The organism is Streptomyces sp. JL2001 (assembly GCF_050917515.1).
Classification (GTDB): domain Bacteria; phylum Actinomycetota; class Actinomycetes; order Streptomycetales; family Streptomycetaceae; genus Streptomyces.
Genome location: NZ_CP169421.1, coordinates 4,539,502 through 4,566,125, shown reverse-complemented (window position 1 = coordinate 4,566,125; position 26,624 = coordinate 4,539,502). Strand labels below are relative to the sequence as shown.

Here is a 26,624-nt window from a genome sequence, read left to right as displayed (position 1 = left end):
GAGCGAGGAGGCCCTGCCCCGCCGCGGTGAAGCGGCGGGGCAGGGCCTCCTGCGTGGCGCGGGGCGCCTTACATGTAGTAGCCGAACAGGTCGGCGATCACGTGCACGGTGCCGCTCTTCGAACGGAAGTCGATCTTTCCGTTGACGACGGGGACGGTCACCAGGTTGGCCGTGGTCTGACCGGCCGTCCAGTTGAGGTTGGACGCGTTCGGCAGCGCCGTTCCGTCGGGCCACACGGTCAGGAAACCGGCGGTCGACGGGGCCGTGACGGTCACGTTGAGGACGACCGCCTTGGCGTTGGCCAGCGTGTGACCGTCGTTCAGGTCCAGCACCAGGTTGGTGCCGGCGCCCAGCGGGGCCGCGGAGGCCGTACCCAGGGCGGAACGGGTGTCGAGCAGCCGGCTCGGGCCCGCGGTGTGGAAGGACACGCCGTCGGTCGCGGCCGTGTAGTAGCCGAAGACGTCGGCGATGAAGTGCACGGTGCCGCCACCGGCGTTGTACAGCTTCACCTTGCCGTCCGCGCCGACCGGCACGACGACCATGTTGGGCCGGGTCTGACCGGTGAGCCAGTTGATGTTGGACGCCGTCGGCTGGGTGGTGCCGCTCGGGTACGCGATCAGGTGGCCGTTGGAGGTCGGCGCGGTCGCCGTGACGTTGAGGACGACCGCGGTGGCACCCGTGGCCGGGACGCCGCCGGCGCCCGCGACGGTCAGGGTGACGGTGCCCTTGCCCGCGACCGGCGCGGTGCCGGCGCGGCCGATGGCGTTGCGGGTGTCGAGGATGCGGGCCGGGCCCTTGGGCACGTAGGTGCTGCCGCCGGCGTCGGCCGAGTAGTAGCCGGACACGTCCGCGATGAAGTGGGTGGTGCCACCGCCGGCGTTGAAGAGGTCGACCGAGCCGTCCTTGCCGACCGGGACGGTCACCAGGTTCGGGATGGTCTGGCCCTTCAGCCAGTTGATGTTGGACGAGGACGGGCGGGTGGTGCCGCTCGGGTACGCCGTCAGGAAGCCCGACGCGGAGGGTGCGGTGGCCGTGATGTTCATGACGACCGAGGTCACGCCGGTGGCGGGGACGCCGCCGGCGCCCGCGACCTTGAGCTTGACCGTGCCGTTGGCGCCGACGGGGGCGGTGCCGGCGCGGCCGATGGCGTAGCGGGTGTCCAGGATGCGGGCCGGGGCAAGCGCGTTGAAGGTGGTCGCCGCGGAGCGCGGGACCGCCTGGCACAGGCCCTTGACGATCTCGCGGCCGTTCGGCGTGCCGAGGCCGGTGGCGAGGTCGTAGCCGGCGCCGGCCTGGTAGAGGCCGCTGACGTTGCCGGACTGGGTCACGTTGTTGTGGCCGGTCGTCACGTCACGGAAGGCCGCCGCCGGGAGCTTGTACAGCGCCTGGTGGGCGTAGCCGACCGGGCCGTTGGCCTGGCAGGCGAGGTCCTGGTCGGCCTGGGCGATCAGGGCGGCCCACACCGGGGCGGCGCCGCTGGTGCCGCCGATGATCCACCACCACTGGCCGCCGTCCTGGCCGAAGGCGACCGGGTAGCCGGTGTCGCCGTCGCCGACCGCGGAGACGTCCGGGACCTGGCGGCAGTTCGTGCCGGCACCGGCGGTGCAGAGGTCGCTGTAGCCCGCGCCGGTCCTCCCGGTCTGGAAGCCGTCGGCGGCCACGGTGAAGTGACGCGAGACGCCGCCGCCGGAGCCGGTCCAGGTGGTCTGGTTGGTGACCGAGGTCCGCATGGTGGTGCCGCCGACGCCGAGGACGTACGGCGAGGAGGCCGGGTTGTCGGTCACGAGCTGGTCGGCGTTCGGCTGGTCCGGCACGCCGTTCTGGTCGTTGTCGAAGTAGCAGCCGGTGGAACCGCTGTCGCCGGAGGCGGCGACGATGGTCTGACCCTGGGCCGCGGCCTGCTGGAACGCCAGGTTCTCGGCGTCCATGACCTCGGTCGGGGTGTTCATCTCACAGCTGCCCCAGCTGACGGAGACGACCTTGGCACGGTTCTCCGTGACGATCTTGCGGAAGACGTCCGTGCCGTCGTCCCAGGTGTTGGGGCCCTGGTAGACGAGGATCTTGGACTGCGGGGCGAGACCGATGATGGTCTGGACGTCGAGCGCGGTCTCCATTCCCGCGCCGGTCTCCAGGCCCGCCGGCTCGGTGGGGCCGCCGTTGACCCGGACCGGGGTCACGGGCACCTTCGTGCCGTGGCACGCCTGGTAGCTCGCGATGTCCTTCGGGTCGTAGTTCTCCAGCGAGTAGATGGCGATCGTGGTGCCGGTCTGGACGTTCGGCTGGTTCGCCATGTTGTACGCGGTCGCGAGCGACCGGGCACTCCAGTAGTCCTGCTTGTCGTACATCGGCGGGTAGTTCGGGTCGGACGCGTCCGCGAACATGTCCACGATGCCCGAGCACATCGCCGGGGTCGTGCCCGTCAGGCGCGGCTGGCGGGTGACCGAGCCCGAGTCGTCGGCCGGCTGCACGCGGCCCGCGCGCTTGGCGCCGGAGTTGCGCGGCTCGAAGGAGGCCAGGCTGCTCAGGCCCACGACGCCGCGGACGGCGCCGGCCGTCGCACCGTCGAACTGCGGGGCCGCGGTGTTCGCGACGCCCTTCTTGCCGTCCTTCAGCCGGTAGCCGTCGAACTCGGTGCGGAACGCCTTGGCGGCCCCGCCGATCGTCGTGGTCACCGGCAGGGTGAGGCCGTCGGCCTCCAGCTCGCCGACCGTGAGGCCCTTGGCCTCCAGTTCGGCCCTGACCTTCGCGACGGTCTGCGGCGCGGCGCCGAACGCGGCCGCGAACTCGCCCGTACCGAGGTACTGGCGGTACTGCGGCGACTTCGGGTCGGACACGGCCGCGACGAAGCGGTCCAGCGCGACCTGGTCCCGCGGCTCCAGCACGACGTTCAGGTCGAGCTTCTCGCCGGCGGCCGGGTCCGCCGAGCGGACGGCGCCGTGCGGGATCTTCGGGGCCGATCCGACCCGCTTGGGTCCGGGCTCGTCCGTGGTTGCCGCCTGCGACGCCGGTATCCCGGCGGCGGTGACGGCGAGGGTGGCGACCGCCGCCGCGCCCCATCTGAATGCCTTCTCACGGGCGGTTCGGCCCATGCACACTCCCTTTCACGATCCCCGTCGTCCCGGTGTGCGGGCAGGTGAATCCGCGGGAAGGGTGCGCCGTGCGGGTATGCGGGCACGGCGAAAGCGTGCAAAGTCGTACTGGGGTCCGGGCTCCGCCCGGGACCCGACCATGTGAGCCCCCCCGGCGGTGTCACCGCTCCTGCGCGGTGGACGACGGCCAGACCTGAATCTTTATCAGGCAACAAAAACGCACTCCACAGCGGGTGCCGATGGTTACCGGACTGTGATCGATGCGAACCGGCACGGAAGGGGCGTCACGGGAGCAACAGGCCGGAACGGGCGGGCTCCAGGGGGCGCCGCTCAGTCGTCGAAGGCGCCGAGGACTTCGCGGAAGTGGGTGTTCACGGCCAGGAGGCCGCCGTCGACGCGCAGCGTCGTGCCGGTGATCCATGCGGCGTCGGCGGAGGCCAGGAAGGCGACCGCGGCGGCGATGTCCTCGGGGGTTCCGACCCGGCCGAGCGGGTAGACGCGGCCGGCCAGCGCGGCGAGCCGGTCCTCCCGGCCCGCCCAGCCCCGGGTGGCGACGGTGCCGGGGTCGATCTGGTTGACGCGGACGCCGCGCGGGGCGGCGTCGCCGGCCAGGGTGCGGGTGAGCGAGGCGAGACCGGCCTTGGCGGCGCTGTAGGCGTGGTTCCCGAAGTCCTGCCGCGCGTTGACCGACCCGATGTTGACGATGGCCCCGCGGCCCCCGGCGGCGGTGAGGAGGGGCAGCGCCGCCCGCGAACAGCGGACCGCGCCGAGGAGCGTGACGTCGAGCTGCTGCCGCCAGCCCTCGTCGGGGTCGTCCTCGAAGGCGGCGGCGTCGGGCGCGACCGGCGCGAGGGCGTTGTTGACGAGGACGTCGAGGCCGCCGAAGGACTCCGCCGCGTACGCGACCGCCGCCTCGACGGACGCGCGGTCGGTGACGTCGCAGCTCAGGCCGACGGCCCCGGGGATCGCCTCGGCCGCGGCGCGCGCCGCCCGGCCGTCCACGTCCGTCACCAGTACCCGGGCGCCCTCGGCGGCCAGCCGGCGGGCCGTCGCCTCGCCGATGCCACGGGCCGCTCCGGTGACCAGGGCGGCGTGGCCCGCGAGACGACCGGGGACGGCGCGGGGCGAAGGGCCGCCGGGGACGTCCGGAAGCCGGTCCGCGGGCGACTGCGGGGAGGAGTCCGAGTGGTGATCCATGGGGGGATCACAGCACCGAACGCACCGCCCGCACCAGAGCCTGGGCCCGCGGATCGGCGGTGACCGTCTTGCGCATCCCATTGGTCACGTACCCGAAGGAGATGCCCGACTCCGGGTCGGCGAAGCCGAGCGAGCCGCCCCGCCCCGGGTGCCCGAAGGAGGTGGGGCCGAGCAGCGGGGAGGCCGGGCCGTGGAGCATGTGGCCGAGTCCGAAGCGGGTGCCCACCATCAGCACCCGGTCGGGCCCCGCCGACTCCTCGGTGCGGGCGAGCGTCAGGGTCGCCGGGGCGAAGAGGCGGACGCCGCCGTCGACGGGCCCGAGGGTGGCGGCGTAGAAGCGGGCCAGCGCGCGGGCCGTGGAGACACCGGCCGAGCCGGGGAGTTCGGCGGCCCGGTAGACGGGGTCGTTCTCGTCGGGCTTGGGGTCGATGGCGCCGAAGGCGCGCCGGGTGAGCGAGTCGGGATCGCGGTAGGCCTCGGTGACCGAGCGCTTGGGGCGCAGCTTGAGCGCTCCGCCGCCGGGCGGGTCGATCTCCTCGACGGGGCCGATGCGGCCGACCCGGTGGGCCTCGTCGGCGGGCAGCCCGATCCACAGGTCGAGGCCGAGCGGACGGGCGATCTCCTCGGCGACCCAGCGTCCGATGGTGCGCCCGGTGACCCGGTGGACGATCCCGGCGAGCAGCCAGCTGAAGGTGTGGGCGTGGTAGCCGTGGGCGGTGCCGGGCTCCCAGACGGGCGCCTGGGCGGCGATCGCCCGCAGGGCGGTCTCCCGGTCGACGGCCTCGGCGAGGGTCAGCGGCCGGTCGAGGACGGGCAGGCCGGCCTGGTGGGCGAGCACCTGTCGCACCGTCACCCGGTCCTTCCCGGCCGCCTTGAACTCGGGCCAGTAGGTGCCGACCGGGGCGTCGAGGTCGAGCTGTCCGCGCTGGTGGAGCAGCAGGGGGACGGCGGCGGCGACGCCCTTGGTGGCCGAGCGGACCACCTGTGCGGTGTCCACGGCCCAGGGGGCGTCGGCGGCGTTCCCGTCGGCGTCCCGGGCGCCGGCCCACAGGTCCACGACCTTGACGCCGTCGCGGTAGACGGCGAGGGCCGCGCCCCGCTCGCCGCGCTGTTCGAAGTTGCGCCGGAACGCGTCCCCCACCGGTTCGAATCCGGCCGCCACCGTGCCCCGGACGTCCACGTGCCACGCTCCTCGTCGTTCGTCGTCACCCCATGGTGCAACGTCCGCCTCGAAGCGCGGATTCCGGGTCGCTCGGGGCCGTCCCGTCCCTCAGCTCAGCACGACGGAGACGTCGATGTTGTCGCGGGTGGCGTTGGAGTACGGGCAGACCTCGTGCGCCGCGTCCACGAGCGAGGCGGCCAGCTCCTGGTCGACCAGCGGCAGCGAGACGTTGAGGGCGACGGCCAGTCCGTAGCCGCGGGCCTTGTTGGGTCCGATGCCCACCTTGGCGGCGACGGTGGATCCGGAGAGGTCGTAGCCGGCCCGGCGGCCGACGAGCACGAGCGCGTTGTGGAAGCAGGCGCTGTATCCGGCGGCGAAGAGCTGCTCGGGGTTGGTGCCCCGGCCGTCCCCGCCGAGCGCGCGCGGCATCGCGAGGCGGAGGTCGATCAGGCCGTCCTGGCTCGTCACGAAGCCGTCGCGACCGCCGTGCGCGGTGGCCTCGGCCACGTACATGATCTTCGTCGGACGGCTGTCCGCGCGTTCGCTCATGGTCCGCCCCCGTAAGTGAGGAGTGCACAAATGGATTGTGCACAAGGTATCGGACGGAGCGGCTCCACGTTACCCAGGGGTAGCGAGAGCGTCCGCGGACCTCGGGCGGCGACCCGGCGGGACTCCACCGCCGCCCGGGCCCCGGAGGGAACGGAGCGTCAGACCGACTGCGGGGAGAAGCCGAAGGGCAGCTCCAGCCGGTGGCTCCGCATCAGCTCGGCGTCGCTCAGCACGTCCCTGGTCGACCCGTCGCCCGCGATCACCCCGTCGCTGAGGATGACCGAGCGCGGACAGAGCTCCAGCGCGTAGGGCAGGTCGTGCGTGACCATCAGGACGGTGACGTCCAGGGAACGCAGGATGTCGGCGAGCTCGCGGCGCGAGGCCGGGTCGAGGTTGGAGGACGGCTCGTCCAGGACGAGGATCTCCGGCTCCATCGCGAGCACGGTCGCCACCGCCACCCGCCGCCGCTGCCCGAAGGACAGGTGGTGCGGCGGCCGGTCGGCGAACTCGGCCATGCCGACCCGTTCGAGCGCCGTGCGGACCACGGAGTCCAGCTCCGGGCCGCGGATCCCCGCCGCGGCGGGACCGAAGGCGACGTCCTCCCTCACGGTCGGCATGAAGAGCTGGTCGTCCGGGTCCTGGAAGACGATGCCGACCCGGCGCCGGATCTCCGCGAGGTTCCGCTTCTCGACCGGCAGCCCGGCGACGGCGACCGTGCCGGCGCCGCCGGTGAGGATGCCGTTGAGATGGAGCACGAGGGTGGTCTTGCCGGCGCCGTTGGGGCCGAGCAGGGCGACCCGCTCGCCGCGTCCGACGGTCAGGTCCACGCCGAAGAGCGCCTGGTGGCCGTCCGGGTAGGCGTACGCGAGGCCGCGCACCTCCAGCGAGGGGGAGTCGGGGGCGGCGGGTGTCGACGGAGAAGTCACAGGGTCCATCCGAGAAGGCAGATCACGAGGGCGGCGAGCGGGAGGGCGGCGGCCCGCACCCACTGCGCCCGGGAGGCGGTCACCTCGTCGATGACCGGCATGGACCCCGCGTATCCGCGGCTGACCATGGCGAGGTGGACGCGTTCGCCCCGCTCGTAGGAGCGGATGAAGAGCGCGCCGGCGGACTTGGCGAGGACGCCCCAGTGGCGGACGCCCTTCGCCTCGAAGCCGCGCGAGCGCCGGGCGATCGACATCCGGCGCATCTCGTCCGAGATCACGTCGCCGTAGCGGAGCATGAAGGACGCGATCTGGACCAGCAGCGGCGGGAGCCGGAGCCGCTGGAGGCCGAGCAGCAGGGAGCGCAGCTCGGTCGTGGCGGCGAGCAGGACGGAGGCGGCGACGCCCAGGGTCCCCTTGGCCAGGACGTTCCAGGCGCCCCAGAGGCCCTGGACGGACAGGGAGAGACCGAGGAACTCGACCCGCTCACCCGGGACCACGAAGGGCATCAGGAACGCGAACGCCACGAACGGGATCTCGATCACCAGCCGGCGCAGGACGAAACCGGCCGGCACCCGGGCCCACGCCGCCACCCCGGCGAGGAGCAGGGCGTAGAGACCGAAGGCCCAGACCGCCTCGCGGTACGTGCAGACCACGACCACCACGAAGGCGAAGACCGCCGCCAGCTTGACGTGCGGCGGCAGGGCGTGGACCGGCGAGTCTCCCCGCCGGTACAGCTTGTGCGCGTGCCCCGCCCCCATCTCAGACCCGCGCCCCGGTCGGCGCGTGGGAGGCGCGACGGCGCCTGACGGCCCAGAACGCGCCGGAGCCCACGGCGAGGGTGCCGCCCACGCCGATCACGCCCGCGAGGCCGCCGGAGAGCCGGGGGGCCTCGACGCCCTTGATCCCGTAGTCGGCGAGCGGGGAGTCGGCGGCGGCGTGCTCCTCGACGTTCTTGTCGATGCCCTTGTCGGCGGCGACCTTCTCCAGGCCGTCCGGGCTGGCGGAGGCGTAGAAGGAGACGAAGCCGGCCAGCAGGAGGGCGGTGACCAGGCCGCCGAGCCACAGCTTGCGCGGCGCGGGGCCGCCGGCGGGCGCGGACTCGCGGGCCGGAGCGGCGTCGACGAGCTCACCGCCGACGCGCAGCTTGAGCGGGGCGCTCAGGCCGCGGGCGCCGTGGACCAGGTCCGGGCGGACGGCGATGACCGCGCCGACGGTCAGCATGGTGATCACGGCCTCGCCGATGCCGATGAGGGCGTGCACGCCGATCATGGCGGTCAGTACCTGCGGGATCGGGACGTCGGTGGTGCCGCCGATCGCGTAGACGAGGGTGAAGGCACCGGCCGCGGCCGGCACGGAGACGAGCGCGGCGACGAAGGAGGCGACCGCCGCCGAGCGGCGGGTGCGCGGCAGGACGAGGACGAGCCCGCGGAAGAGCGCGTACGCGACCACGACCGTGACGACGCCCATGACGGTGATGTTCACGCCGAGCGCGGTCAGGCCGCCGTCCGCGAAGAGGATGCCCTGCATCAGCAGCACGACCGCTATGCAGAGCACGCCTGTATAGGGGCCGACGAGGATCGCGGCGAGCGCGCCGCCCAGCAGGTGTCCGCTGGTCCCGGCGGCGACCGGGAAGTTCAGCATCTGGACCGCGAAGATGAAGGCCGCGACCAGGCCGGCGAGCGGAGCCGTGCGCTCGTCCAGCTCGCGGCGGGCTCCGCGCAGGCTGACGGCGACGGCGCCCGCGGCGACGACTCCGGCGGCGACCGAGACAGGGGCGTTGATGAATCCGTCAGGTACATGCACGGCACTGATGATAGGCGCTACCTGCAAAGAGCTTGCAAGAGCGCACGCTCGACAGAAGTGCGCCGCGCGAAAGCTGGAGAATATGGGACATTAGGTAATGAAAGCGCCAAGCGCGAGGAGTCGGCCGATGCACCCTGCGGATGACCACGCCGTCGAAGATCACGCCAAAGGCCGGATCATCACCGACGCCCCCCTCTCGCGGCCCGTCCCGGTCGCCCTGCGCTACGACCCGGACGCCGAGCCCGCCACCGTGCGCTTCGCCTTTCCCGGCAACATCGAGTGGTCCTTCCCCCGCGCCCTCCTCGAATCGGGGATGCGCGCCCCCGCCCGCCGCGGGGACATCGGCGTCTGGCCCTGCGGCCGGGTGCAGACGGTCGTCGAGTTCCACACGGCCCACGGCGTCGCCGTCGTCCAGTTCGACACGACCGCCCTGCTGCGCTTCCTGCGGCACACCTACGCCGTCACCGCGTCGACCACGACACGATGACGGCGTAAGGCCGCGTCGGTACCCCGTCCCCACGGGTCCCGGCGCGATCCGGGGCGCGACCGCTCGTTCGCGGCCCCGGAGCCGGGGCGGGATCAGACCTTGACGAGCCTGCGTCCCGCGTCGGGGTCCGCGTCCTGCGGGGAGTCGGCGGGGACGGCCAGGGCCTCACCCTCCACGTCCACGTTCGGCAGGATCCGGTCGAGCCACTTCGGCAGCCACCACGCCTTGTGGGACAGCAGGGCGAGCACCGCGGGCACGATCGCCATACGGACCACGAACGCGTCGAAGAGGACGGCGACGGCGAGACCGAAGCCGATCATCTTGATCATCTGGTCGGTCATGCCGATGAAGCCGGAGAAGACCGCGATCATGATCACGGCGGCGGCCGTGACCACCCGGGCGCTGTGCCGGAAGCCGGTCACGATCGTCTCGCCGGGGCGCTCCCCGTGGACGTACGCCTCTCGCATCCGGGTGACGAGGAAGACCTCGTAGTCCATGGCGAGACCGAAGACCACGCCGACCATGAAGATCGGCATCATCGACATGATCGGGCCGGTCTGCTCGACCCCGAACAGCGAGCCGAGCCAGCCCCACTGGAAGACCGCGACGACCGCGCCGAGGGCCGCGACCACCGAGAGCAGGAAGCCGAGGGCCGCCTTCAGCGGGACCAGGACCGAGCGGAACACCAGCATCAGGAGCAGGAAGGCGAGGCCGACGACCAGCGCCAGGTAGGGCACGAGCGCGTCGTTCATCTTCTGCGAGAAGTCGATGTTCATCGCGGTCGCGCCGGTGACCAGCACGTCGTCGCCGGTCGAGGCCCGGATCTCGTGGACCAGGTTCTCGGTCTCCACCGAGGAGGGGCGGTCCTTCGGGATCACGGTGATCATCGCGGTGTCGCCGGCCTTGTTCGGCGTCGGCGGGGTCACGGCGACGACGCCGTCCAGGCCCTTGATCGTCGAGACGGTGGAGTCGGCCGCGGCCTTGTCACCGTCGACGACGACCATCAGCGGGCCGTTGAACCCGGGACCGAACCCGTCCGACAGCAGGTCGTACGCCCGGCGCTCGGTGGCGGAGGCGGGCTTGGCGCCGTCGTCCGGCAGGCCCATCTCCAACGAGGCGGCGGGCAGGGCGATCGCGCCGAGGCCGAGGACGCCGACGAGCAGGACCATGACCGGGCGGCGGATGACGAACCGTGCCCAGCGGGTGCCCGCGTTGGGCTTGTCGTCGGCCTTCTTCAGCCCCTTGCGCTCCTTGCGGCCCATGACCTTGGAGCCGGCGAAGCCGAGCAGGGCCGGGATCAGGGTGAGCGCGATCAGGACGGCGATCACGACCGTGCCGGCCGCGGCGAAGCCCATCTTCGTCAGCATCGGGATGTTGACGACGGCGAGCCCGACGAGAGCGATGACCACGGTCAGCCCGGCGAAGACGACGGCCGAGCCGGCCGTGCCGACCGCGCGGCCCGCGGCGTCCTCGCGTTCCCGGCCGTCGGCGAGCTCCGCGCGGTAGCGGGAGACGATGAAGAGGGCGTAGTCGATGCCGACGGCGAGGCCGATCATCATCGCGAGGGTGGAGGTGGTGGAGCCGAGGTCGAGGACACTGGCGAGCGCGGTGATCGAGGAGACGCCGATGCCGACGCCGATGATCGCGGTCAGCAGCGGAAGTCCGGCGGCGACCAGCGAACCGAAGGTGACGACGAGCACGATGCCGGCGATCACCACGCCGACGATCTCGCCGGCGCCGGTCTCGGGCATGGTCTGGAGCGCGTCACCGCCGATCTCGACGGTCAGCCCCTGACCCTGCGCGTCGTGCCCGGTCTTCTGCAGGGCCTCGCGCGTCGCGTCGCTCAGCTCCATGCCGGAGAGCTTGTAGCTGACGGAGACGTAGGCGGTCGAGCCGTCCCGGGAGACCGCCTGGGCGGCGTACGGGTCGGTGACCGAGGCGACCTGGTCGGAGCCGGACTTCAGCTCACCGACCACGTCCTGGACCTTGGCCTTGTTGGCCGGGTCGGTCATCTTCTGGCCTTCGGGGGCCTTGAAGACGACCCGGGCGGTGGCCCCGTCGGCGTTGCCGCCGGGGAAGCGCTGCTCCAGGAGGTCGAAGGCCTTCTGGGCCTCGGTGCCGGGGATCGAGAAGGAGCTGGAGGTCGCGGCGGGCGCGGACGCGGCGCCGGCTCCGGCGAGCGCGAGGAGCGCCACCCAGAGCAGGGCGACGAGCCGTCGGCGCCGGTAGGCGGAGCGACCCAGCTTGTAGAGGAACGTGGCCACGGGGGCGTACTCCCATTGGTGAGTGGGACAAGGGCATGGGGAGCCGACCCGACGGCGTGAGCGGTGCGACGTCAGGTACTGCGGTCTTCAGGGGTGCCGGACGCCGGGTGAGGGGGCACCTCGGCGTCGGGACGGTGCCGGTCCGGGGGGATCCCCGGTCAGACGCCCAGTGCGGGGAGCACGACGGCGTCGACGTAACCACTGATGAAGGCGTGGTCGACCGGCTGGTCCTCGATCAGCGGGCGGGCGATGAACGCCCCGATCAGCATGTGGGGCACGAGCCTCAGGGCCGGGTTGTCGGCACTGATCTCGCCCCGGTCCACCGCTCGCCTCAGCACCTCGTCGAGGCCGGTCATCTCGGGTTCGATGAGCAGCTCGCGCAGCGCCTGGAGCAGTTCGGGATTGTCGTGGACGGCATGGGCCAGGCCCCGCATCAGCGCGGAGTCCTTCTCCATCTGGCAGTCGTCGGTCAGTTCCAGCATCGCGTGGAAGTCGCCGCGCAGGCTGCCGCTGTCGATCTCGGCGAGACTGACGGGCTTGTTGTGGCGCAGGGCCCTGGCGACGAGTTCGGCCTTGCTCCCCCACTGGCGGTAGAGGGTGGCCTTGCTGGAGCGGGTGCGGGTGGCGACGGCGTCCATGGTGAGGGCGTCGTAGCCGACCTCGCGCAGGAGGTCGAGCACGGCTTCGTACAGCTCGGCCTCACGCTCTGGGGTGAGCCTGCTGCGGGCCATGTCCGGCCCTCCTTCCGAACGAAACGGTTTCGTACAGCACAAAGATACCCGCCCCCTCAACGAAACGAAACCGTTTCGTACGTGTCGCAGCCCACACCCGTCCGGGCCCGGAAGCCGGAACTCCGCCCGAAAGATTCGCGTTCCCGAGTTGCCGCACCCCCTCCTCGCGGAAAGCATTGGGGAGTGAGTGACGACGTCGCGTATCTCCGCTTCCCGCACCTCCACGACGACCTGTTGTGCTTCGCGGCCGAGGACGATCTCTGGGTCGCGCCCCTCGTCCCCGAGGGGCGGAGTCCGGGCCGGGCCTGGCGCATCACGGTCGACCGCACCCGGGTCGGCCATCCGCGCTTCTCGGCCGACGGACGTCGGATCGCCTACACGAGCTGGCGCAGCCTCGACCCCGAGATCCATCTCGCCCCGGTCGAGGGCGGCCCCTCCCGCCGGCTCGGCTACTGGGGCTCGACGGACACCCGGGTCTGCGGCTGGTCGCCCGACGGCGACATCCTCGCCGTCTCGTCGCACGGCCAGCCGTTCTCGTACTACTCCTGGGCCTACACCGTCCCCACCGACGGCTCCCCCGGCGGCCGGATGCCCTGGGGACCGGTGTCCGACATCGCCGTCGCCGACCTCGACGGCGAACGGCGCACCCTGCTGCTCACCGGCAAGCCGCCGCACGAGCCGGCCGCCTGGAAGCGCTACCGGGGCGGGGCGACCGGCCGCCTCTGGCTGCACGGCGAACGGCTGCTGCCGGACCTCGGAGGCCATCTCGACGCGCCGATGTTCGTGGCGGGCAGGATCGCCTTCCTCTCCGACCACGAGGGCATCGGCAACCTCTACTCCTGCCTGCCCGACGGCACGGACCTGCGCCGCCACACCGACCACGACGCCTTCTACGCCCGGCACGCCTCCAGCGACGGCCGCCGGGTGGTCTACCAGTGCGCGGGCGACCTGTGGATCGTCGAGGACCTGACCCTCCCGGACGCCGCCCCGCGCAAGCTGGACGTCCGGCTCGGCGGCCCGCGCGCCGGCCGCCGCCCCTACCAGGTCCCGGCCGCCCATCACGTGGACGCGCTCTCGGTCGACGAGACGGGACGGGCCAGCGCGGTCTCCGTGCGCGGCAGCCTGTACTGGCTCACGCACCGCGACGGACCCGCCCGGACCATCGCCGACACCCCGGGCGTCCGGGTGCGCCTGCCCGAGATGCTGGGCAGCGGCGGTCAGATCGCGTACGTCACCGACGCCGACGGCGAGGACGCCGTCGAGGTCGCCTACCTCCCGCGCGCCAGCGGCGACCGGCCGCCGCGCCGGCTCGCCTCCGGTGAGCTGGGCCGGGTCGAGGAGCTGGTCTCCGACCCGGACGGCGAGCGCCTGGCCATCGCCTCCAACGACGGCCGGCTGCTGCTCATCGACGCCACCGAGGAGTCCGGCGGCGAAGTCACCGAGCTGATCCGCTCGATCAACGGCCCCGTCCGCGACCTCGCCTTCTCCCCCGACGGGTGCTGGCTGACCTGGTCCCATCCGTTCATCGGCCGCTCCCTGCGCCAGATCAAGATGGCCCGGATCGCGGGGCCGGGCGCCCGGATCATCGTCGACGTCACCAACGGCCGGTTCGAGGACGAGAACCCGGTGTTCACCCGCGACGGCCGCTACCTCGCCTTCCTCTCCTGGCGGGGCTTCGACCCGGTCTACGACGTGCACACCGGCGACCTGTCCTTCCCGCTGGGCTGCCGCCCCTACCTCGTACCGCTGTCCTCGGCCACGCCCTCCCCCTTCGCGCTGCTGCCGGACGGCCGCCCGGCGGCGGGCGGGCTGGACCCGGTCGAGGACGCCGACGAGGGCGACGGCACGGTGACGGTGGAGGTCGAGGGGCTGGAGAGCCGGGTGACGCCGTTCCCCGTGTCGGCCTCCAAGTACTCGGCACTGCACCCGGTCAGCGGCGGCGGGCTGGTCTGGCTGCGCTGGCCGATCTCGGGCGCGCTCGGCGAGACCTTCGCCAACCCCTCCGACACCTCGGGCCGCCCCACCCTGGAGCACTTCACCATCACGAAGGCCCGCAAGACGGAACTCGTCCAGCACCTCGACTGGTTCGCGGTCAGCGGCGACGGCTCACGGCTCGTGGTGGCCGACGAGGGCGAGCTGCGGGCGGTGCCGTCGACGGAGTCGGGCGACGGCGACTCGACCGTCTACATCGACCTGCGGCGGATCCTGCACGAGGTCCAGCCGGAGGCGGAGTGGCGCCAGGCCTTCGACGAGGCCGGCCGGATCGTCCGCGCCTACTTCTGGGAGCCCGACCTGGGCGGGGTCGACTGGCCCGCGGTGCTGGACCAGTACCGTCCGCTGGTCGAACGGGTCTCCTCACCCGACGAGTTCGCCGACCTCCTGCGTGAGGTCATGGGCGAACTGGGCACCTCGCACGCGTACGTCACGCCCGCCCGCCGCAACGAGGGGCCGCCGCACTACCAGCGGCCGATGGGACTGCTGGGCGCGAACCTGGTGCACCGCGACGACGGCTGGACGGTCAAGCGGATCCTGCCCGGTGACTCCTCCGACTCCAAGGCCCGCTCCCCGCTGGCCGGTACCGGCATCCGCGAGGGCGCGGTCCTCACGCACGTCGACGGCCGTCCGGTGGACCCGGTGTGCGGCCCGTACCCGCTGCTGGCATCCTCCGGCGGCACGACGGTCGAGCTGACCTTCCGGCCGGCGGAGGGCGAGGGCCCGGCGCGCCGGGTCGCCGTCGTGCCGCTGGTCGACGACCGGCCGCTGCGCTACCAGGACTGGGTGGCCAAGCGGCGCGCGGTGGTCCGGGAGGTCAGCGGCGGCAAGTGCGGCTACCTGCACATCCCGGACATGGGCGGCTCGGGCTGGGCCCAGTTCAACCGCGACCTGCGGATGGAGGTCTCCCGGCCGGCGCTGATCGTGGACGTGCGCGGCAACGCGGGCGGCCACATCAGCGAGCTGGTCGTCGAGAAGCTCACCCGCCGGATCCTGGGCTGGGACCTCACCCGCAACGCCCAGCCCGTCAGTTACGCCTCGAACGCCCCGCGCGGTCCGGTCGTCGCCCTCGCCGACGAGGCCACGTCCTCCGACGGCGACATGATCACGGTCGCGTTCAAGCTGCTCGGTCTCGGCCCGGTGGTGGGACAGCGCACCTGGGGCGGCGTCGTCGGCATGACGGGACGTCACCGGCTGGGTGACGGCACGCAGATCACGGTGCCGATGAACGCCGCCTGGTTCCCCGAGTACGGCTGGTCGGTCGAGAACCACGGCGTCGAGCCGGACCTGGCGATCCTGCGCACCCCGCTGGACTGGGCCGAGGGCCGCCACGCGCAGCTGGACGACGCCGTCGAACTGGCCCTGTCGCTGCTGGCGGAGACCCCCGCCGCCAGTCCCCCGAACTACGACTCGGTGCCCGACCGTTCGCGCCCGAAGCTGCCGCCGAGGTCCAGCACGTAGGAGAGGCCGGGCCGCCCGTCGAACGTCTCCTCCCCGACGGGCACGAAGCCCGTGCGGGCGAGCACCGCCCGCGAGCCCGCGTTGTCGAGGGTGGTCGCGGCCCGGATCGTCCGCAGCCCGTGGACCTGGGCGGCAAGCCGGCACACCTCCCGCACGCCCGCCGTGGCCACGCCCCGCCCGGCGGCCTTCCGGGCGACGCGGTAGCCGAGTTCGGCCGACCCGTCGGCCACGTCGACGAGGTTGAACCGCCCGAGGATCTCCCCGTCGTCGCCCACCAGCACGTGGAAGAGGATCGCGCCGGTCTCCTGCTCGTCGAGCAGCGCCCGGTGCCGCTCCTCGAACTCCTCGAAGTACGCGTCCCCGCGATCGGGCACCGAAGCGGCGAACCAGGCCCGGTTCTCCCGCTCGAAGGCGAGCAGGGCGGGGGCGTGGTCGGGGCGCAGCGACTCCAGTCCGGGCATGCCGGCACCGTACGCGCCGCCCCGGACGGACGGCACCCGGATTTCGCCCGGCGGCCGGGCGCGGGCGGCGGGCGGTCGCGGACGACGCGCGGTCGCGGACGGCGGGCGGTCGCGGGCGGCGGGCGGTCGCCCCCCGGTCCGGCCCCGGACGGCGCGAAAGGCGCACCCGGCGTCCCGGGTGCGCCTTCCTCAGCGGACAGACGTCAGGCGTCGTAGTCCTGGTCGAAGCGGTCGTGCGCCTCCATCTGGGCCCGGCGCTCCTCGTCGGAGCGGGCCTTGGCCTGGGAGGCACGCTCGGACGCCTCGTCCTTAGCGTTGCCCATCTTCGCCCTCGCCTGGTCGGCGAGGTCCTGCGCCTTGTCCCTGAACTGGTCTGCCTTGCCCATGAAGGTTCACTCCTGTGTGAGGGGTACGGGGCGTGTCGCCCCTTGGGCCTCGACCAGCGTGGCACGGCAGAACATTCCACGCATTTCGATCAGACACCCTCGGTAGTCGCGGGGCGCCGCCCCAGCGAGCGGGCGTCCTCGTCGGCCGCTCCGCCGGCGCCCACCAGGCCCTTGGACACACCGGAGAGCCGCGGTTCGAAGCGCTTCATCTCGCGCTGCCCGACGGTGGCGATGAGCCCCGGGAGGTAGCCCCGTACCGACTGCATCCCGCGCAGCCACCACTGCGCGTAGACGTGCGCCGAGCGCCGCTCGATGCCCGCGACGATCCGGTCCACGGCCGGGCCCAGCGGGTAGGTGCGGTTCGACGGCCAGGGGAGCCGGGAGCGCAGCTCCTTCATGACGTCGTCCTGGTCCGCGCCGCGCACCATGTCGGTGTCGGTCCAGGACAGGTAGCCCACGCCGACCCGCACGCCCTTGTAGCCGACCTCCGCGCGCAGGCTGTGGGCGAAGGCCTCGACGCCGGACTTCGAGGCGCAGTACGCCGTCATCATCGGTGCGGGCGTGATCGCCGCCAGGGAGGCGATCTGCAGGAAGTAGCCGCGGGACTCCATGAGGACCGGCAGGAAGGCGCGGCCGGTCACCGCCCCGCCGATCAGGTTGACCTCGATGACGCGTCGCCAGGCCACCGGGTCGGAGTCCACGAACGGGCCGCCGGCGGCGACGCCCGCGTTGGCGACGACGATGTCGACCTTGCCGAAGCGCTCCTTGACCTCCTCCGCCACCCGGGCCATCGCCAGGTGGTCGGTGACGTCCGCGTGCCACCAGTCGGCCTCGGTGTGCAGCCGCGCGGCGACCTGCTTCAGCTCCTCGGGCTCCAGGCCGACGAGCGCGATCCGCGCGCCGCGCGCGGAGAGCTTGCGGGCGAGGAGCTCGCCGACACCGCGGGCCGCGCCCGTGACGACCGCGACCTGCCCCTCCAGGCTCACCCTGCTCATGCGTCCTCCTTCACACCCAGGTACGTGACGGTCAGTTCGCGGATCTGCCCGGTGACGGCCTCCGGGGCCTCCACCGGTGTCATGTGGCCCATGCCCGCCAGTTCGACGAGGCCCACGCAGCGGGGCAGTGCCGCCGCGATCGTGCGCGCGTGCACGGGCGGGGTCAGCCGGTCCGCCGCGCCGACGAGCACGGCCACCGGCTGCGTCAGGCCCGCCAGGCCCGCCTCCAGGTCGAGCTCCGCCAGGACGTGCGACCAGGCCACCCGGGCGGGGCGCGGGCATGCGTGCACGATCCGGGCGCAGGCGTCGACCCGTTCCGGTGCCGAACCCGGCCCCATCGTGGCGTACTTGAGGATCTTCCGGGAGACCGGCGTGACCGGCCCGAGCGGCGCTCTGGCTCCCAGGATCCCCCGGGTCAGCCGGCTTCGCAGGCCGCCCGGCCGGATCGGCACCACGAGGGACTCGGCCACCAGCCGGGCGGGGCCGGTGGAGCACAGCAGTACGGCGGCGGCGTGGTCCCGCAGGCCGGGGCGGTCCGCGGCGGCCATGATCGTCATGCCGCCCATGGAGTGCCCCGCCAGGACCGCCTTCTCGCCGGGCGCGAGGGTCGCGGCGAGAACGGCCTCGAGGTCGTCGGCGAGGGCCGTGGTCGAGTAGCCGGACCGGCCGACCTGGGCCGTTCGGCCGTGGCCGCGCTGGTCGTAGGCGATGACCCGGTGGTCGGCGGACAGGTCGCGTATCTGCTCGGCCCAGAAGGCGATCGAACAGGTCCAGCCGTGCGCGAGCACGACGGCCGGGGCGCCCTCCGGCCCGAACACCTCGACGTGGATCCGCGAGCCGTCGGCCGAGACGGCGGTCAGTTCGCGTACGGGCTGCGGTGCGACGGGTCCCCCGCCGGTCGGCCGGCTCACTTGACCGTCTCCTTCTTCTTGGCGGTCCGCGGCGCGGCCCCGGCCTTCTCCTCCGCGGCGGGGGCGCGCAGCACCTCGTACTCCGACAGGTCGACCTGCCTGGTCTCGCGCCGGAACTCGCCCGTGGTGCCCGGCCACAACGTGGTGTTCCGGCCGTTGGCGTCGAGGTACCAGCTGTCGCAGCCGCCGGCCTTCCAGACCGTGCGCTCCATCCGGGACTGCACCTTGCGGTTCCAGGCGCCGACGGCGGAGGGGCGGGCGGCCAGGGCGGCGCGGCCGCCGAGGACGTCGAGCTGGCGCATGTAGTCCGCCAGGTAGTTCAGCTGGGACTCGATCATCAGGATCATGGAGGAGTTCCCGAGGCCCGTGTTGGGGCCGATGATCGTCATCCAGTTGGGGAAGCCGGCGGCGGTGGCGCCGCGCAGCGACTCCATGCCGTCCTTCCAGGTCTCCGCGAGCGTGCGGCCCTCGGCGCCGACGACCCGTTCGGCGATCGGCATGTCGGTGACGTGGAAGCCGGTGCCGAAGACGATCGCGTCGACCTCGGTCTCGGTACCGTCGGCGGCGACGAGCGTGCTGCCGCGGATCTCGCGCAGCCCGGAGGCGACGACGTCCACGTTGGGCTGGGCGACCGCCGGGTAGTACTCGCTGGACAGCAGGATCCGCTTGCAGCCGATGCGGTACGACGGGGTCAGCTTGGCCCGCAGCACCGGGTCCTTGATCGCCTTGGCCATGTTGGCCTTCGCGAGCGACTCGACCAGGCCGAGCTCGGTCGGGCGCTTGGTGAAGGCGCTCACCTGGAGCTCACGGATGCCCCAGAGCAGTCCGCGGCGCAGCGTGCCCGTCACCGGAAGCTTGCGGTGCAGCCAGCGCTCGGGGCCGGTGATGGCGCGGTCCATGCGCGGCATGACCCACGGGGGCGTGCGCTGGAAGAGGGTGAGCGAGCCGACCCGGGGCTGGATCGCGGGCACGATCTGGATCGCGGAGGCGCCGGTGCCGACCATGGCGACGCGCTTGCCGGTGAGGTCGTAGTCGTGGTCCCAGCGGGCCGAGTGGAAGACCTTCCCGGGGAAGTCCGCGAGGCCGGGGATCTCCGGGATCTTCGGGTCGGAGAGCGGGCCGGTCGCGGAGACGACGACGTCGGCGGTGAAGTCGCCGCGGGAGGTCTCGATCTCCCAGCGCAGTTCGGCGGAGTCCCAGCGCATCATCAGCACCTCGTGGCCGAGCCGCAGGTGCGGACGGAGCCGGAAGGTGTCGGTGACGTGCTCCAGGTAGGCGCGGATGTGGCGCTGTCCGGAGAAGGTCCGCGGCCAGTCGGCGTTGGGCGCGAAGGAGAAGGAGTAGAGGTGCGAGGGGACGTCGCAGGCGCAGCCGGGATAGCTGTTGTCCCGCCAGGTGCCGCCGACGGAGTCCGCCCGCTCCAGGACGACGAAGTCGGTGATCCCCTCGCGCCGCAGCCTGACCGCCGCGCCGAGGCCACCGAAGCCCGATCCGATCACCGCCACCCGCACATGCTCGTGGTTCGTCATGCCGCCTCCGCCGCACCCAGGACTCCGCCAGCAATCACTGGCACGATTGGGAGAGTAGAGCAGCTCCTTACCGAGCGGTAGGGGTACGACGAGGGAAAGTTACCGGCGGTACAACATAGGCTGGCGACGTGGCGGAAGGATCGGATCACGTGACGGATCAGGTGGCGGGACGGACGACGGGGCAGCTCGGCCGGGCAGGCGGAACGGGCCGCGCCGGTCGGCCGGGCCCGGCCGACCCGGCATCCGGCGTCCGTGAGTACCGCATGGAGGAACTGGCCTCCGAGGCCGGCATCACCGTGCGCACCCTGCGCTTCTACCGCGAACGCGGCCTCATCCCACCGCCCCGCCGCGAGGGCCGGATCGCCTGGTACGACGAGCACCACCTGGCCCGGCTCCGCACCATCGCCGCCCTGCTGGAGCGCGGCCACACCCTCAACGGCATCGCCGACCTCACGGCCGCCTTCGAGAGCGGCCGGGACGTCGGGGAGGTGCTGAGCCTGGGCGAACCCACCGAGGAGGAGCCCGTCCGCCTCACCCCGGAGGAACTCGCCGACCACTTCGCCGGCGAGGTCACCCCCGAGAACCTCGCCGCCGCGCTCGACCTCGGCTACCTCGCGACCGACGGCGAGGAGATCATCCACATCAGCCGCCGGCTGCTGGACGTCTCGGCCGCGCTCGTCAGGGAGGGCGTCCCGCTGGCCGCGGTCCTGGAGGCGGGCGGCCGGGTCCGCGAGCACGCGGACGCGCTGGCCGCGCTCTTCGCGGACCTGCTGCGCGCCCACGCCGAGGAGAAGGACGTCGAACGGCTGCGCCCGCTGGCGAAGAGCGTCGTGGAGGCCGAGCTCTCGATGGCGCTCGACCGGAGGCTGCGCGAGGCGCCCTGACGACCGGACCCGGCGGGACGACCCCGGGCGCTCGCCGCCGGGCGAGGCACCCGGAACCGCTTCCCGCACGGTATGACAGAGCGGCCCGGAAGGGTGTCCGGGTCGGCCCCGTTCCCGCCCGGACGGGACCCCTCCGGGGCAGCCCTCAGAGCTCGTAGACCGCCGTGACGGGCGCGTGGTCGCTCCACCGCTCGCCGTGCGTGGCGGCGCGCTCGACGAAGGCCTTCACCGCCCGCCGGGCCAGACCGGGGGTGGCCACCTGGTAGTCGATGCGCCAGCCGCTGTCGTTGTCGAAGGCGCGTCCGCGGTACGACCACCAGGAGTACGGGCCCTCCTGGTCGGGGTGGAGGGAGCGGACGACGTCGACGTACTCGGCCTCGTCGAAGACGCGGGTCAGCCAGGCGCGCTCCTCGGGGAGGAAGCCGGAGTTCTTCTGGTTGGTCTTCCAGTTCTTGAGGTCGGCCTGCTGGTGGGCGATGTTCCAGTCGCCGCAGACCACGACCTCGCGGCCGTCGGCGGCGGCCCGCACCTTGAGCTCCTGGAGGTACGGCAGGAACTCGTCCATGAAGCGGACCTTCTCGTCCTGCCGGTCGGTGCCGACCTCGCCGGACGGCAGGTACAGGCTGGCGACGGTGACACCGGGCAGGTCGGCCTCGATGTACCGGCCGCTGCCGTCGAACTCGCTCGATCCGAAGCCGACCTGCACGCGGTCCGGCTCACGACGGGTGTAGAGGGAGACGCCGGCGCGCCCCTTGGCGGCGGCCGGGGCGTGCGCGGTGAACCAGCCCTCGGGCGCGCGGACCTCCTCCGGGAGCTGCGCCGCCTCGGCGCGCACTTCCTGCAGGCAGACAGCGTCGGCGGAGGTACCGGCCAGCCACTCCACGAAGCCCTTCTTGGCGGCGGCTCGGAGACCATTGACATTCACGGACGTCACAGTGAGCATCCCGGGAGAATACCGACAGGGGAGGTCCCGGGTCGGGTTGCGCATACATGTACGATGGTGCGCATGATTATCCGCCCCACCCCGTACGACCACCCCGACGCGGTCAAGCTCGAAGACGCCGTGCAGCTGGAGTACGCCGTCCGCTACGGCGACGAGGGCGACGCCACCCCCCTCGACGCGGGGATGTTCGTCCCGCCGCTCGGCCTCTACCTCCTCGTCTACGACGCCGAGGACCGCCCGGTCGCGACCGGCGGCTGGCGCACCCAGGACGAGAACGACGAGGGCTACGCGAACGGCGACGCCGAGCTGAAGCGCATGTACGTGGTTCCGGAGGCCCGCGGCCTCGGCCTGGCCCGCCGCGTCCTGGCGGCTCTGGAGGACGACGCCCGCGCCGCCGGACGGACCCGGATGGTCCTGGAGACGGGCACCATGCAGCCGGAGGCGATCGCCCTCTACGCGTCCAGCGGTTACGAGCCGTGCACCAAGTTCGGCCACTACCGCCTGTACGAGAACAGTCGTTGTTTCGCCAAGAGTCTGACGCGCCCCTGACATCTCCGCCCTTCTCTGGCACCCTTCTCACGCACGTCGATCCGCACCGCTCTCATCCCCACCTGCCTCGGCAGAAGGAGACATGCGTGAGACGCCATCGCACCGTCGCGGCCGTCCTGTCGGCCGCCGCCACCCTGCTCGCCGGCACCCTGACCACGACACAGGCCCAGGCCGCCGACACCGCCCCCGCCGCCGCTCCCGCCGCCCGCTCCGTCACCGCGACGCAGCAGCAGCGGGCGGCGGCGTTCTGGACCCCGGCCCGTATGAGGTCGGCCACCCCGCTGGACCTCCGGCTCACCCCGGGCGCCCGCACGGAGGTCGCCCGCGCGGAGCGGCCGACGACGGTCCCGCCCACCGCGGCGGCCCCCGCGGCCTTCCCGCAGGCGGGCGGGGCCTGGACCGGCGGCGGCGCGGTCGTGAAGACCTCCGGCAGGGTCTTCTTCACCTTCCAGGGCCGTACGGCCTCCTGCTCCGGCAACGCCGTCACCAGCCAGAACGCGAGCACGGTCGTCACGGCCGGCCACTGCGTGAAGTACCAGGGCGCCTGGCACACGAACTGGGTCTTCGTCCCCGGCTACGCCAACGGCAGCGCGCCGTACGGCCAGTGGACGGCGACGAAGACGCTCACCACCCCGCAGTGGGAGGCGAGCGAGGACATCAACCACGACGTGGGCGCGGCGGTCGTCGCCCCGCTGGACGGCCGGACGCTCACCTCGGTCACCGGCGCCCAGGGCATCCAGTTCAACGGGGGCTACAACAAGCCGATGTACGCCTTCGGCTTCCCGGCCGCCTCCCCGTACGACGGCAGCAAGCTGGTGTACTGCTCGGGGAACTCCTCGAAGGACTTCCTCTTCTCCCAGGACCACGGCCTCGCCTGCAACATGACGGGCGGCTCCAGCGGCGGCCCCTGGTTCACCGGCTTCGACGAGTCCACGGGCACGGGCCTGCAGGTCTCGGTGAACAGCTTCGGCTACTCGTTCCTGCCGAACCGCATGTTCGGCCCGTACTTCGGCAACGACGCGAAGGCGCTGTACGACAAGGCCCAGACGTCCTGACGACCGCACCCACGTCCTGACAGCACGCAAACGCGAAGATCCCGCCCGATCTTTCGATCGGACGGGATCTCCGTTGTGCGCTGGTGGACCTGTGGGGATTTGAACCCCAGACCCCCTCGATGCGAACGAGGTGCGCTACCAGACTGCGCCACAGGCCCTTGCGACGTGTGAAACATTAGCATCCCGATCGGGGTACTCGGAAATCCGCTCCCCGCAGGTCAGCCGACGCGTCTCATTCGTTGGCCGCGCGGGGGCGGTCGTCGTCCGCGTACTGGTCGAAGAGCGGGGTGCGGCCGTGGTCGCGGTTGCGGCGCTGCGGGGCGCTGCGCTGGCGGGGAGCCGGGGACGGGGCGGCCGGCGGGGCCGGGTCGGCCGCCGTGGAGGAGCGGGCCGCGCTCCAGGTCTCCGGGTCCGTGATGTCGATGCCGCTCGAGGCGCGCGGGGCGACCGGAGCGGTGACGTAGGTGGGCAGCGGCACCGGGACCGGCTCCCAGCTGTCGCCGCGGGCGGGTCCGCGCTCGCGCTGCTGGTCCACCCATTCGGCGTGGTCCGTCTGCTCCACGAGCGCCCGACGGCCGGCCTCCTGCGGGGAGACCTCGGGAGCCGGTTCCGCCTCGGGATGGCCGGCCTCGTCGTCGGCGGAGGCCGCGGACGACGAGGGCGCCGACGCGGGCTGCCGGCGCTGCGGCCGGCTCTCCCGCAGGCGCGCCGCCGCCGCCTCGGCGCGGCGCCGGTCCATCACGTACACGAAGCGGCGCCGCTCCTGGACCCGCAGATGCACGATGTACGCGCTCAGCAGGACCGCCGGGACGGCCGGCGCCCACAGGAACGTCAGGCCGCCGACGGCGGCGACGACCGCGCCGAGCGTGAAGGCGAGGAAGAGGACGACGGTGGTGCGCCGGCGCCGGGCGAGGACCTTGCCCCGGCGGGCCCGCTCGGCCGCCGACTTCGAGGGCCGCCGCACGGGGGCGGGGGCCGGGAGTTCGAGCCGGGCTTCCGTCCTGGCCGCGGGCGCGGAGAAGGCCCGGACGTCGACCGAGCTCAGATGCTCGGTCTCGACGTCCGGGTCCACGTCGGGTTCCGTGTGGTCCGCCGTACGGTCCCGGTCCTTCAGCTCCTTGGCATACCGGCGCTCCATACCCGCCCGTCCGGACAGCAGCCGGATGGCGGTGCTGAAGCGTTCCGTCGGACGGGCCTCGTTGAGCTCGTCCTGCCTGCGGAGCCACATCGGTACCAAGTAGGCGGCCCAGGCCCCGACAATGACTGCGTAGATGAGGCCGCTGCTGCTCACGCTTCACACCGTAGAGGGGTTCGCGTGAGGGCATCGGCCAATTGGCCCGGTGTGTCGCACGATCTGGCTGATATCACTGAACTTTTTTGTGATTGTTCAGATCGATTGGCGATCGACGCGTGGTCAACTGTCGATTAAATTCGAACACTTATGTCATTGTGCGGGATGTGGCGGACGTGCCTGGTGCCAGCGCCGCAGCAGTCCTTCCGGCACTTCCTCCGCCGTGAGGGCGAAGACGAGATGGTCCCGCCAGGCACCGTCGATGTGCAGATAACGGGGGCGCAGGCCTTCCTCCCGGAATCCCAATTTCTCCACGACCCGCCGCGACGGCCCGTTCTCGGGCCGAATGCAGACCTCCATCCGGTGCAGCCCGACCACGCGGAAGCAGTGGTCGACGGCGAGCGCGACCGCCGTCGGCATGACGCCGCGTCCGGCGACCCGGCTGTCCACCCAGTAGCCCACGTGGCCCGAGCACATGGAGCCCCAGGTGATGCCGGCCACGGTGAGCTGACCGACCAGTTCGCCCCGGTACTCGATCACGAAGGGCAGCATCCGGCCCGCGTTCGCCTCGGAGCGCAGGTGGCGGACCATCTGCCGGTAGGTCGGACGCTGCGCGACGGGCGCGCCGGGGGCGGCCGGCGGGACGGTCGCCTCCCAGGGGCGCAGCCATTCCCGGTTGCGCCGGTTCACCTCGCGCCAGGCCCGCTGGTCGCGGAGCTTTATGGGACGGAGCACCACGTCGCCGTCCACCAGGATCACCGGCCAGGACGGGATCATGACGCGGGCCCCGGACCGGGTCCGGGGTGGTCGCCGCCGCGGATCTGGTCGACGGCGTGGACGAGAAGCGCGTCGAGGACCGCCAGCCCGTCCCGGACGCCGCCCGTGGAACCGGGCAGGTTCACGATCAGGGTGCCGCCCGCGACGCCCGCGAGCCCGCGGGAGAGCGAGGCGGTGGGGACCTTCGTCCGGCCGTGGGCCCGGATCGCCTCGGGGATGCCGGGGATCTCGCGCTCCAGGAGCGGCCGGGTGGCCTCGGGCGTGGCGTCGGTGGGCGAGATGCCCGTGCCGCCGGTGGTGAGGATGACGTCGTAGCCGGCGGCCACCCCGGCCCGCAGCGCCGCCGCGACGGGTTCGCCGTCCGGGACCACCCGGGGCCCGTCCACCGCGAAGCCCATGCCCGCGAGACCCTCGACGAGGAGCGGACCGCCCCTGTCCTCGTACACCCCGGCCGCGGCCCGGTTGGACGCGGTGACGACCAGCGCCCGGTACGGGGCTCCGGACGCGCCGCCTGCGCCCGCCGGCGCGGGGGACGTGGCGCCGTGGGGTGCGTCCCCGGCCGCCGCGCCCTCGCCGGATGCGCCGTGCGGGTCGTGCGCGCCGTGGTGCGCCTCGGACACCCGGCCCGCGCGGACCTGCGGGACGGCGGCCGTCACGAACCGGCCTCCGTCTCCGCGTCCGTCCGCGTCCAGGTGCCGGACTTGCCGCCGGTCTTCTCCTCCACCCGCACGTCGGAGATGACCGCGCCCTTGTCGACGGCCTTGATCATGTCGACGACGGTCAGGGCCGCCACCGAGACCGCGGTCAGGGCCTCCATCTCGACGCCCGTCCGGTCCGTGGTCCGCACCGTCGCCAGGATCTCGACGGCGTCGTCCGCGACCGTCAGGTCGAGCGTGACGCCGGAGACGGCCAGCGGGTGACAGAGCGGGATCAGGTCGGGGGTCTTCTTCGCGCCCATGATCCCGGCGATCCGGGCCGTGGCGAGGGCGTCCCCCTTGGGCACGCCCTCACCGCGCAGGAGCTCGATCACGCGCGGCGCCACGAGGACCCGCCCACTGGCCCGGGCGGTCCGCGCCGTGACGTCCTTCGCGGAGACGTCGACCATGCGGGCCGCACCCGCCTCGTCGATGTGGGTGAGTCCTTGCTGCGTGCTCATGGCCGTGACACTCCCGGTCGCTGTGT

The 26,624-nt window shown here is 72.8% G+C and carries 24 protein-coding genes and 1 tRNA gene; 5 read left to right on the top strand and 20 right to left on the bottom strand.

Annotation, left to right across the window (positions count from 1 at the left end; genetic code table 11):
* Positions 1-68 precede the first annotated feature (68 nt).
* The 7 genes from ACE1OA_RS20405 to ACE1OA_RS20375 all read right to left on the bottom strand — a co-directional run bounded on the left by ACE1OA_RS20405 (position 69) and on the right by ACE1OA_RS20375 (position 8,726).
* Positions 69-3,089 carry a protease pro-enzyme activation domain-containing protein gene (locus tag ACE1OA_RS20405; RefSeq protein ID WP_356602964.1) on the bottom strand — a complete coding sequence of 1,007 codons (3,021 nt, stop codon included), beginning with the start codon at positions 3,087-3,089 and terminating at the stop codon, positions 69-71.
* A gap of 330 nt (positions 3,090-3,419) precedes the next feature.
* Positions 3,420-4,286 (bottom strand): SDR family NAD(P)-dependent oxidoreductase, encoded by an 867-nt coding sequence (locus tag ACE1OA_RS20400; RefSeq protein ID WP_384869226.1) that lies wholly within the window; start codon positions 4,284-4,286, stop codon positions 3,420-3,422.
* 7 nt (positions 4,287-4,293) lie between these two features.
* Positions 4,294-5,466 carry a serine hydrolase domain-containing protein gene (locus ACE1OA_RS20395; protein WP_432753178.1) on the bottom strand — a complete coding sequence of 391 codons (1,173 nt, stop codon included), beginning with the start codon at positions 5,464-5,466 and terminating at the stop codon, positions 4,294-4,296.
* A gap of 90 nt (positions 5,467-5,556) precedes the next feature.
* Positions 5,557-5,997, bottom strand: coding sequence for an organic hydroperoxide resistance protein (locus tag ACE1OA_RS20390; RefSeq protein WP_356774725.1), 441 nt, complete (start codon positions 5,995-5,997; stop codon positions 5,557-5,559).
* A gap of 158 nt (positions 5,998-6,155) precedes the next feature.
* Complete coding sequence (locus ACE1OA_RS20385) at positions 6,156-6,932, bottom strand: energy-coupling factor ABC transporter ATP-binding protein (protein ID WP_361309547.1); 777 nt, start codon at positions 6,930-6,932, stop codon at positions 6,156-6,158.
* A complete protein-coding gene (gene cbiQ, locus ACE1OA_RS20380; RefSeq protein WP_432753177.1) occupies positions 6,920-7,681 on the bottom strand; it encodes a cobalt ECF transporter T component CbiQ in 762 nt (253 codons plus the stop codon). Before cbiQ ends, ACE1OA_RS20385 begins: the two co-directional genes overlap by 13 nt.
* Before the next feature lies 1 nt (position 7,682).
* Positions 7,683-8,726, bottom strand: coding sequence for an energy-coupling factor ABC transporter permease (locus ACE1OA_RS20375; RefSeq protein WP_432753176.1), 1,044 nt, complete (start codon positions 8,724-8,726; stop codon positions 7,683-7,685).
* 127 nt (positions 8,727-8,853) lie between these two features.
* On the opposite strand from ACE1OA_RS20375, the gene ACE1OA_RS20370 reads away from it, so the two are divergent.
* Positions 8,854-9,213 carry an SsgA family sporulation/cell division regulator gene (locus ACE1OA_RS20370; RefSeq protein ID WP_356602950.1) on the top strand — a complete coding sequence of 120 codons (360 nt, stop codon included), beginning with the start codon at positions 8,854-8,856 and terminating at the stop codon, positions 9,211-9,213.
* Between the two features lie 92 nt (positions 9,214-9,305).
* On the opposite strand, the gene ACE1OA_RS20365 is transcribed toward ACE1OA_RS20370, so the two are convergent.
* Together ACE1OA_RS20365 and ACE1OA_RS20360 are read right to left on the bottom strand one after the other, a co-directional pair.
* The gene (locus ACE1OA_RS20365; RefSeq protein WP_356602948.1) at positions 9,306-11,477 is read right to left on the bottom strand and encodes an MMPL family transporter; all 2,172 of its coding nucleotides are present in this window, start codon (positions 11,475-11,477) and stop codon (positions 9,306-9,308) included.
* A 158-nt stretch (positions 11,478-11,635) separates the two neighbouring features.
* A complete protein-coding gene (locus ACE1OA_RS20360; protein WP_356602946.1) occupies positions 11,636-12,208 on the bottom strand; it encodes a TetR/AcrR family transcriptional regulator in 573 nt (190 codons plus the stop codon).
* A gap of 183 nt (positions 12,209-12,391) precedes the next feature.
* Here ACE1OA_RS20360 and ACE1OA_RS20355 point away from each other — a divergent pair, with 183 nt between their 5' ends.
* On the top strand, positions 12,392-15,661 hold the full coding sequence (locus tag ACE1OA_RS20355) for a S41 family peptidase (protein WP_356602944.1): 3,270 nt from the start codon (positions 12,392-12,394) through the stop codon (positions 15,659-15,661).
* Here ACE1OA_RS20355 and ACE1OA_RS20350 read toward each other — a convergent pair.
* The 5 genes from ACE1OA_RS20350 to ACE1OA_RS20330 form a co-directional block, all read right to left on the bottom strand.
* Positions 15,604-16,122, bottom strand: a complete 519-nt coding sequence (locus ACE1OA_RS20350) for a GNAT family N-acetyltransferase (protein ID WP_356602942.1) — start codon at positions 16,120-16,122, stop codon at positions 15,604-15,606. The genes ACE1OA_RS20355 and ACE1OA_RS20350 overlap by 58 nt on opposite strands.
* A gap of 203 nt (positions 16,123-16,325) precedes the next feature.
* Positions 16,326-16,508: a hypothetical protein gene (locus ACE1OA_RS20345; protein WP_356602940.1), complete on the bottom strand. Its 183-nt coding sequence runs from the start codon at positions 16,506-16,508 to the stop codon at positions 16,326-16,328.
* 89 nt (positions 16,509-16,597) lie between these two features.
* Positions 16,598-17,503, bottom strand: a complete 906-nt coding sequence (locus tag ACE1OA_RS20340; RefSeq protein WP_432753175.1) for an SDR family oxidoreductase — start codon at positions 17,501-17,503, stop codon at positions 16,598-16,600.
* Positions 17,500-18,414 (bottom strand): alpha/beta fold hydrolase, encoded by a 915-nt coding sequence (locus ACE1OA_RS20335; protein WP_356602936.1) that lies wholly within the window; start codon positions 18,412-18,414, stop codon positions 17,500-17,502. Before ACE1OA_RS20335 ends, ACE1OA_RS20340 begins: the two co-directional genes overlap by 4 nt.
* On the bottom strand, positions 18,411-19,943 hold the full coding sequence (locus ACE1OA_RS20330) for a flavin-containing monooxygenase (RefSeq protein WP_432753174.1): 1,533 nt from the start codon (positions 19,941-19,943) through the stop codon (positions 18,411-18,413). Before ACE1OA_RS20330 ends, ACE1OA_RS20335 begins: the two co-directional genes overlap by 4 nt.
* A 263-nt stretch (positions 19,944-20,206) precedes the next feature.
* Here ACE1OA_RS20330 and ACE1OA_RS20325 point away from each other — a divergent pair, with 263 nt between their 5' ends.
* On the top strand, positions 20,207-20,827 hold the full coding sequence (locus ACE1OA_RS20325; protein WP_432754081.1) for a MerR family transcriptional regulator: 621 nt from the start codon (positions 20,207-20,209) through the stop codon (positions 20,825-20,827).
* A gap of 145 nt (positions 20,828-20,972) precedes the next feature.
* Here the strand turns inward: ACE1OA_RS20325 and ACE1OA_RS20320 are convergent, their stop codons facing one another.
* On the bottom strand, positions 20,973-21,770 hold the full coding sequence (locus ACE1OA_RS20320; protein ID WP_384869212.1) for an exodeoxyribonuclease III: 798 nt from the start codon (positions 21,768-21,770) through the stop codon (positions 20,973-20,975).
* A 63-nt stretch (positions 21,771-21,833) separates the two neighbouring features.
* Here ACE1OA_RS20320 and ACE1OA_RS20315 point away from each other — a divergent pair, with 63 nt between their 5' ends.
* Together ACE1OA_RS20315 and ACE1OA_RS20310 are read left to right on the top strand one after the other, a co-directional pair.
* Positions 21,834-22,319, top strand: coding sequence for a GNAT family N-acetyltransferase (locus ACE1OA_RS20315; RefSeq protein WP_356602930.1), 486 nt, complete (start codon positions 21,834-21,836; stop codon positions 22,317-22,319).
* Positions 22,320-22,405: 86 nt separating this feature from the next.
* Entirely contained in the window at positions 22,406-23,374 is a 969-nt protein-coding gene (locus ACE1OA_RS20310) for a trypsin-like serine peptidase (protein WP_356774741.1), read from the top strand.
* An 81-nt stretch (positions 23,375-23,455) separates the two neighbouring features.
* On the opposite strand, the gene ACE1OA_RS20305 is transcribed toward ACE1OA_RS20310, so the two are convergent.
* The 5 genes from ACE1OA_RS20305 to moaC all read right to left on the bottom strand — a co-directional run bounded on the left by ACE1OA_RS20305 (position 23,456) and on the right by moaC (position 26,598).
* Positions 23,456-23,532, bottom strand: a tRNA-Ala gene (locus ACE1OA_RS20305).
* A 74-nt stretch (positions 23,533-23,606) separates the two neighbouring features.
* On the bottom strand, positions 23,607-24,665 hold the full coding sequence (gene sepX, locus ACE1OA_RS20300; RefSeq protein ID WP_384869207.1) for a divisome protein SepX/GlpR: 1,059 nt from the start codon (positions 24,663-24,665) through the stop codon (positions 23,607-23,609).
* A 153-nt stretch (positions 24,666-24,818) separates the two neighbouring features.
* Entirely contained in the window at positions 24,819-25,442 is a 624-nt protein-coding gene (locus tag ACE1OA_RS20295; protein ID WP_356602924.1) for a GNAT family N-acetyltransferase, read from the bottom strand.
* Positions 25,439-25,924 (bottom strand): MogA/MoaB family molybdenum cofactor biosynthesis protein, encoded by a 486-nt coding sequence (locus ACE1OA_RS20290; protein WP_384869362.1) that lies wholly within the window; start codon positions 25,922-25,924, stop codon positions 25,439-25,441. The genes ACE1OA_RS20295 and ACE1OA_RS20290 overlap by 4 nt, the downstream gene beginning before the upstream one ends.
* Positions 25,925-26,094: 170 nt before the next feature.
* Positions 26,095-26,598 carry a cyclic pyranopterin monophosphate synthase MoaC gene (gene moaC, locus ACE1OA_RS20285; protein ID WP_356602922.1) on the bottom strand — a complete coding sequence of 168 codons (504 nt, stop codon included), beginning with the start codon at positions 26,596-26,598 and terminating at the stop codon, positions 26,095-26,097.
* Positions 26,599-26,624: the final 26 nt, after the last annotated feature.

Coding starts and splice junctions, on each gene's coding strand:
- ACE1OA_RS20405 (WP_356602964.1), bottom strand. CDS start 3,089: ATGGGCCGAACCGCCCGTGAGAAGGCATTCAGATGGGGCGCGGCGGCG.
- ACE1OA_RS20400 (WP_384869226.1), bottom strand. CDS start 4,286: ATGGATCACCACTCGGACTCCTCCCCGCAGTCGCCCGCGGACCGGCTT.
- ACE1OA_RS20390 (WP_356774725.1), bottom strand. CDS start 5,997: ATGAGCGAACGCGCGGACAGCCGTCCGACGAAGATCATGTACGTGGCC.
- ACE1OA_RS20385 (WP_361309547.1), bottom strand. CDS start 6,932: ATGGACCCTGTGACTTCTCCGTCGACACCCGCCGCCCCCGACTCCCCC.
- cbiQ (WP_432753177.1), bottom strand. CDS start 7,681: ATGGGGGCGGGGCACGCGCACAAGCTGTACCGGCGGGGAGACTCGCCG.
- ACE1OA_RS20370 (WP_356602950.1), top strand. CDS start 8,854: ATGCACCCTGCGGATGACCACGCCGTCGAAGATCACGCCAAAGGCCGG.
- ACE1OA_RS20360 (WP_356602946.1), bottom strand. CDS start 12,208: ATGGCCCGCAGCAGGCTCACCCCAGAGCGTGAGGCCGAGCTGTACGAA.
- ACE1OA_RS20350 (WP_356602942.1), bottom strand. CDS start 16,122: ATGCCCGGACTGGAGTCGCTGCGCCCCGACCACGCCCCCGCCCTGCTC.
- ACE1OA_RS20345 (WP_356602940.1), bottom strand. CDS start 16,508: ATGGGCAAGGCAGACCAGTTCAGGGACAAGGCGCAGGACCTCGCCGAC.
- ACE1OA_RS20340 (WP_432753175.1), bottom strand. CDS start 17,503: ATGAGCAGGGTGAGCCTGGAGGGGCAGGTCGCGGTCGTCACGGGCGCG.
- ACE1OA_RS20330 (WP_432753174.1), bottom strand. CDS start 19,943: ATGACGAACCACGAGCATGTGCGGGTGGCGGTGATCGGATCGGGCTTC.
- ACE1OA_RS20325 (WP_432754081.1), top strand. CDS start 20,207: ATGGAGGAACTGGCCTCCGAGGCCGGCATCACCGTGCGCACCCTGCGC.
- ACE1OA_RS20320 (WP_384869212.1), bottom strand. CDS start 21,770: ATGCTCACTGTGACGTCCGTGAATGTCAATGGTCTCCGAGCCGCCGCC.
- ACE1OA_RS20315 (WP_356602930.1), top strand. CDS start 21,834: ATGATTATCCGCCCCACCCCGTACGACCACCCCGACGCGGTCAAGCTC.
- ACE1OA_RS20295 (WP_356602924.1), bottom strand. CDS start 25,442: ATGATCCCGTCCTGGCCGGTGATCCTGGTGGACGGCGACGTGGTGCTC.
- moaC (WP_356602922.1), bottom strand. CDS start 26,598: ATGAGCACGCAGCAAGGACTCACCCACATCGACGAGGCGGGTGCGGCC.